Below are 6,063 nucleotides of genomic sequence, written 5' to 3'. Positions count from 1 at the left end.
GTAAGGTAGCTGTATCGCCTTATAAATCAACAACTTACGGTTAATTTTGGGCAGTTGGGCAATTCATTGGGCAAATTGGTAGGTTTTTGGCAAAGGGTGCTTTACCCGTTTGAAAGCACTACTGCCACGGTAGTGCCGGCTGTTTGGAAAGCTCGTCTTTCCTTCCGATAGCTCAAAAAGGACAGAACAAAAACATCAATACATTGTTTTAAATAACATCAAGAATGTTTGTTTTAAGAAAATTGCCCTTTAAATTTTCTTAAAATAAATATTCCACTGGAAAGTTTGAAAACATAGTCTTGTTTTCAATTCCAAAAGAAAAGGACTTTTTTAAGTCCTTTTTTTATTTCTACATAGCAGGCTGATAAGTCTGTTGTGTGTCTTTAGGTTTGTTGATTTCATCATTAAACTTTCTTGCTTTCTCAATGCCTTTACAGGTAGTGTGATAGATAAAATAATTAATGCTTTCCTCTTCTTGCTCTGTTGCTTTTTCTATAAACTGACAAAAAGCATTATTGTCAAGTTGTAGTTTAAATATTCTAGCTAACTTCAAAAAAGTAAAGACTTCACTAGGGTAGTATTTAATTAAATCTTTATGACCATTGACAAAAATATCAAGGCAATCTCTTAAATATTGCCTTTTGTCAAACTCATTGATAGAGCCAAAAAAAGTAAGAATTTCGTGTTTTAAATTGTTCATAAGCTTTCCTTTCTTAAATTGTTTTTATTTCCACAATATCGCACCACAAGCCAAAAACATTGTTAAATATTTTCCTTGCTTCTTGTTTTGAGTGAGATTGATAAAGTATTTCTTTCTTCTCATCACTCTTGGAGAAACCTCTGCTTTCAATAAATATTATTTTGTAATTGTTCATAAATTTTCCTTTCTTTGAGTTAAGGGCTGAATGTTAACATAAAGAAATAAAAAGGTCCAGTATTTTCTAACATTGTTAAAGACAAAAAGAAAGAACCTTTTAACAAGGTTCTTTTTTGTTGTTTTTAAACATCATATATCTAAATCAAGAATAGATTTGCTGTTGCTTTGTGTTGGACTTAAATTTACTTCTTCGGGACTTGTAGGCATTTCTTCTAGTGTGAGTTCACTGTTGGCAATGTTTTGATTTATCTTGTAAAGCAATTTAAGTATCTTGAATTTGACCATCTTACAGCCGTTCAAGTCCTTTTGTTCCTGCTTGTTCTTTGGGTTGTCCTTGTTCCAGGCTTTCCAAACTCTTACAAAAATAATATTGTTTTCAAGTTCTTGTAAGTAGACTGTAAAGCCGTCAATTCCAGAAAGATAAAGTCTTTTGTCTTTATTGTCATATTTGTTCTTGACTTTTAAATCTTCTCTATCTAATAAATTACCTAATTCATTTAATCTCATATTATATCCTTATCTTGTGATTGCTATTTGTTGTTGTTGTGCTTGGTTTTGAGTAAAACTATTAATCATTGTTTTATGCTCATTGTTAAAATCTTTTTGTATTCCTGATAATTTGCTTGAACTTGAACTATCTTTCATTTTGTCTTCATTCTTTAAAATATCATTCATCTTGTCTGCTTTTTTGTTTAGTAGCTCTTCTTCTTCTTCTTCAATCTTTTTAATTTCTTTTGGTTGTTTTTGACTTTTATTATTAGAGCCACCACCAGAACCACCAGAACTAGAACTAGAACCACTTTTTATCTGTTTTTCTTGTTCCTCCATCTTCTTGACTTGTTCTTTTAACTGTCCTATCTGTGCTTCAATTTGGGCAACTTGCCTATGCTGTTCTGGTGTTCTTTCGGCAACAGGTGGAAAAGCTAACATTTGTAGTTGTAGGCTATCTATTTCACTATAAAGCTCTTGCTTGCTACCACCATTTGAGCCACCAGAACCAGAACCAGAACTAGAAATATTAGGGATAACAGGAGTAAATTTACCTGAATTGTTTTGACCTAAATTATTTTGATTTTTGTTAACAATGGGTTCAATGGGTTTAATTTGGTTTTGGTTATTATCTTTAATATTGTTTTTTGGCTGTTTGCTTTTTTCATTTACTTTGTCAGCAAGTTTTTCTTTGGCTTTGTTATCAGCATAAAGATTGTATTTATTAGAAATTGGACGAACCTTTTTATCGTCTTTAAACTCTTTTAATTTATCATCATAAGATTTGTCGGTAAACTTGCTTTCACTCAAAGCAAGTGTTTTAAGTTTTTTGTTAGATAAAGGTTTGTCTTTATCTATTAAATCAGCAAGTTTTTTGTCTTCGTGTTTGATAGTGTGATTTTCTGGCTTTCTCATTTCATTGATTTTGTCTTGATTAAAGCCTAATTCATTCATCTTGTCTTTCCAGACATTTCTTAAACTTGCTAGATCGTGGTCGCTTTTTGTTGCTCTAAATTTTAAAGCCACTTCCTTTTTTTCGTTATAAGTAGCATCTTCTCCAACGGCATTTTCAATTTGTTTTTTTCTTCCTGAAAACTCATCTCTCAAATTGTCGTCTATTCCTTCAATTCCAAAGTTTCCGTGTTTGTCAATCTCATAGACATTAAAACCTAGTTCTTTAAGACCTTTACAAAGTTCGTGCTGTCCTAACTGGTCTAAATATCTCAATCCTTCGTGATTGTTTCCTTTCTCATATTTCAAATCTAAAAGAGTATGAGAGTGAAATTTTCCATCTTGTCCTAGAACTTTTGGAAAAACTGTAATATGGGTGTGTTCTTGTGGATCAACATAACTATCTTTATTTAAAGAACCATCTTCATTCATTGTTAAAGGTGTTTTTGTTTGGTGTATATGGTCGTCTTGAACTTCTCGGCTTGTATGGTGGTTAAAAGTAGCCATTCCAACACCACGAGCAAGAACAAACTTTGTTTCTCCGTTGACCGTTTCTCTGTAATAGGTGTTTTGTTCTATTCCTTTAACAATCTTGTCAACGGCTTTATCTCTTATGGCATCCATTTTTAAACGAGTTTCATCGTCTGCCATATTGTATAAAAGTGTCCAATCTTTGGGTGGTGAAAAGCAAAGGTCAACACCTTTATTATCTTCTCCACCGTGTTCAATTTGTTTCATATAATTCTTTTCATCTACTTCTTTACCTTCAAGCTTTTGCCACTTCATTAAAGCACCTCTAAACTCTCCTTTTTCGTTTTCTTGTTCGGAGTAGTAATCAAATTGAGAGTGTTCTAAGTGGTATTTGGCATTGTTTACTTTTGCTATGCTAATCATCTTGTTTTCTCCTTGTTCTTATTATTCTTGGCTTGTGTAATCATTAGCTCTATTTCTTCTTCTGTAAGTTCGCTGTTAGAACTAACGATATTATTGTTTTGTGTAAAATTTTCCATTCCTTCTAGAATTTCACTGGCTTTTAAGGCAATAGATAAAGCTCCTGAATGGTCTAAAACTTCGGCTACTACATCACTGATAACACTTTCAGTTATGTTTTTTTCTTCTGCTTTTTTCTCTATGGCTGGCTGATTTGGAACAAGCTCTAATGAGTGCTTGACATTCTGTAAAATATCTTTTGTTAACTCTTCTTTGTTGTTGTCCTTTTCTTCTTCGCTGTTGCCACTGATAGAGCCAGAACCGGCATTAGATTTGACTGTGTATTTGTCTTTTATTTTCTCAAAATTGACAAAAGGGAACTTGATTAAAGCTACTTTCTTACAGTTGGAAAAATTACATAATATTGATACTCCAACAGTTTTAAGCTGACCATCAACTTTCATTTTGATAGGGCCTAATTCCTTTTGTAAGTCGTCAATGTTGGCTACATCCTCCATCTTGGTTTCTGTTTGACTAGAACTAGATTTACCTTGTGCTGACCAATTGACACTAGACTTGTAGACGGTCAATTTTTGTTTGCCTAGTTCGTGTCTTACATTGTCTTTGTCATCATCGGCAAACCTTGCCCATATCTTGTTTTGAAAAGCACTAGCGAAACTTTTATCGTCGGAGTTAGGCCAAGTGTTTTTAATTTGACTTGTTCTTTGTATAGCTATCTTTGTTCTAACTTTTAAACCTCTGCCAACATCGGGCAATTTTAAGAATTGGTTTAAATTGACAGAGCTAAGTTGTGCGAATTCGTCTAATATAAAGTGAACCTCTTTAACTGGTTTATAGTTGCTATCAATCAACTGTGTAGTAGTTAGATTGATAAAGGCAGAAATATAAGAATTGGCTACATCTCCAAACTGATTAGAGTTTGAAATAACGATAACCTTTCTATCGTTCTTGGTGTGAACCCATTGTTTAATGTCAAAAACTCTTTTTTCTTTTGTCTTTGGGTCAATGGCATTTTCATTCCAAAATTTACTTAAACTCTCAAATTTTCTTACTATTTCAACGACACTAGCTAAAACACATAAACTTGTTTTTTCATTTTTAGGGTCAATATACATTGAACTTGTGGGAAACCATTTTTTAAGAAAGTCGTTAATCATTCTTAACTGTTTGCTTTCTTGCTGAATGGCTTTTTTGACCTTGGCAATGTCTGTTGTGTCTATCAATACTTCGCTTTCGTCAACATTGAAAGAGTGCCAGGTGTTGACAATATTTTTTAGTGTTGCTTCTACTTTTCCATTTTTCTTGTTGGATTTCACTACTGAACGAATTAAAGCTTCAACAACGGAAATGCCTGCTTTGTCAAAAAATTCTTCTGGAACTTTGCTAAAACTTTCGGCTAATGTTCTTATTTTTGTATCTTCTGCTTGCTCATCTTTGTCGGCACATAGGTTTAAAAAGTCAATTTCCCATGTAAAAGGTGTCCACGGTTCAATGTGATAGAAAGAACAATAACCGGCTATCTTTGTTAGTTCTTCACCTTTAATGTTATGTAAGATAACTGAATGACCGGCATCAATTGTTTCTTTCATTAATCTATCAATAAAGACTGTCTTACCTCCGCCTGCTTCTCCACGAATAATAAAAGAAAGTTCTAATATTTGGTCTGGTAAGTAAAAGGTCTTTTGTTGCTTCAAACTCTTATCAAAAATATTTCCTGATTGGGCATTAAGGTTATTTTCTCCTTGTCTTATGATTGCGATTTTTCCATCTGTGTTTCTCATATAAGTATTCCTATTATTATTGTTCGTTCATTTCGTTAAAGGCTTGCTCCAATTCTTCAAAAACATTTGAGCCTTTGATTAAGACTAAACCTTCTTCAATTTCAACTCTGTTGACTGGCTTTGTGAAATAGTAGACAAGTTTTTTGCTTGGAAAATAGATAGCAAGAAAGAAAACGGCTAAAAATATTCCATAAAGAACTTTGTTTTCTTGGTCTTCTTTCCCAACAAAAAGCATAAAATTGTTTGCGATACTGAAAGAGCCATTGAATAAAAATTGAGAAAGTTTGTTTAAAATAAAGTTCAAGCCAATGCTAAACACTAAAAGGAAAAAGACATAAAAGCCAATGATATGGTTAATATATCTTCTGTAAACTTCTGGCTGAATTGAATAATCTTGACCAGGATTTGTTATAAATCTTGGTTTGTCGTATGTGTATTTTTTAGCTGTGCCTTTCATTTTTATTTCTCTACACCGGCAATAATTCTTGTTAAAAGTTTATTAACAAGATTAAAACTTGTTACTATTTTTTCTTCAAGCTGTCTGTTTTTTTCTTCAAGCTCTTTGACTTTTTCTTCAAGCAAGCCTTTGAAATTTTCTTCTTTGTTGGCTTTTGTTATGTGAGCTTCAAGAATTAAATTGATATGTTCACTAGAACTTTTTAAGCCTTTTGATTGTCTTTCTCTTTCAAGGGCTATTCTTGTAATGGGTAAAACATTGATACATATTTGTTCTTTTTTCATTTGATTTTCTCCTTATTTATACATTAAAGAATAATTGAAAAAAGACAAAAGTAAACAATTACATTAAAAGTCGATATCAATGTATGTTTTGGCTGGGTAAATACTAGCTAAAAGGTCAATTAGTCAATTAACTTGTAATTGACTGAAAAGACACTAAAAAAGCAAGAGAGAACACCACCCCATTTCAAGCCCCGTAGGGCTTGGCAGAATAGCGAACACTTTTAAAGTGGTTGCACTATGTTTGAGAAAATTAACTTGTAATTTTCGGGGTGG

General features: G+C 32.6%; 7 protein-coding genes. All 7 read right to left on the bottom strand.

Translation table 11 applies throughout. The features are described 5' to 3' along the window. Nucleotides 1-349: 349 nt before the first annotated feature. The 7 genes from HWX39_RS35540 to HWX39_RS35510 all read right to left on the bottom strand — a co-directional run bounded on the left by HWX39_RS35540 (nt 350) and on the right by HWX39_RS35510 (nt 5,790). On the bottom strand, nt 350-700 hold the full coding sequence (locus HWX39_RS35540) for a hypothetical protein (RefSeq protein ID WP_175972126.1): 351 nt from the start codon (nt 698-700) through the stop codon (nt 350-352). Nucleotides 701-713: 13 nt separating this feature from the next. After that, nucleotides 714-875, bottom strand: a complete 162-nt coding sequence (locus HWX39_RS35535; RefSeq protein WP_175972125.1) for a hypothetical protein — start codon at nt 873-875, stop codon at nt 714-716. Between the two features lie 131 nt (nt 876-1,006). Then, on the bottom strand, nt 1,007-1,384 hold the full coding sequence (locus HWX39_RS35530; protein WP_175972124.1) for a hypothetical protein: 378 nt from the start codon (nt 1,382-1,384) through the stop codon (nt 1,007-1,009). 9 nt (nt 1,385-1,393) lie between these two features. Then, nucleotides 1,394-3,211: a MobF family relaxase gene (gene mobF / locus HWX39_RS35525; RefSeq protein ID WP_175972123.1), complete on the bottom strand. Its 1,818-nt coding sequence runs from the start codon at nt 3,209-3,211 to the stop codon at nt 1,394-1,396. Continuing rightward, complete coding sequence (locus tag HWX39_RS35520) at nt 3,208-5,049, bottom strand: type IV secretory system conjugative DNA transfer family protein (RefSeq protein WP_175972122.1); 1,842 nt, start codon at nt 5,047-5,049, stop codon at nt 3,208-3,210. The genes mobF and HWX39_RS35520 overlap by 4 nt, the downstream gene beginning before the upstream one ends. Nucleotides 5,050-5,065: 16 nt before the next feature. Beyond that, nucleotides 5,066-5,506 (bottom strand): hypothetical protein, encoded by a 441-nt coding sequence (locus HWX39_RS35515; RefSeq protein ID WP_175972121.1) that lies wholly within the window; start codon nt 5,504-5,506, stop codon nt 5,066-5,068. 2 nt (nt 5,507-5,508) lie between these two features. After that, a complete protein-coding gene (locus HWX39_RS35510) occupies nt 5,509-5,790 on the bottom strand; it encodes a hypothetical protein (protein ID WP_175972120.1) in 282 nt (93 codons plus the stop codon). Between the last annotated feature and the right edge of the window lie 273 nt (nt 5,791-6,063).

The organism is Burkholderia sp. BCC0322 (assembly GCF_902833045.1).
In the GTDB taxonomy this organism is placed as follows: Bacteria; Pseudomonadota; Gammaproteobacteria; order Burkholderiales; family Burkholderiaceae; genus Burkholderia.
This window is presented reverse-complemented; position numbering and strand designations above follow the sequence as displayed.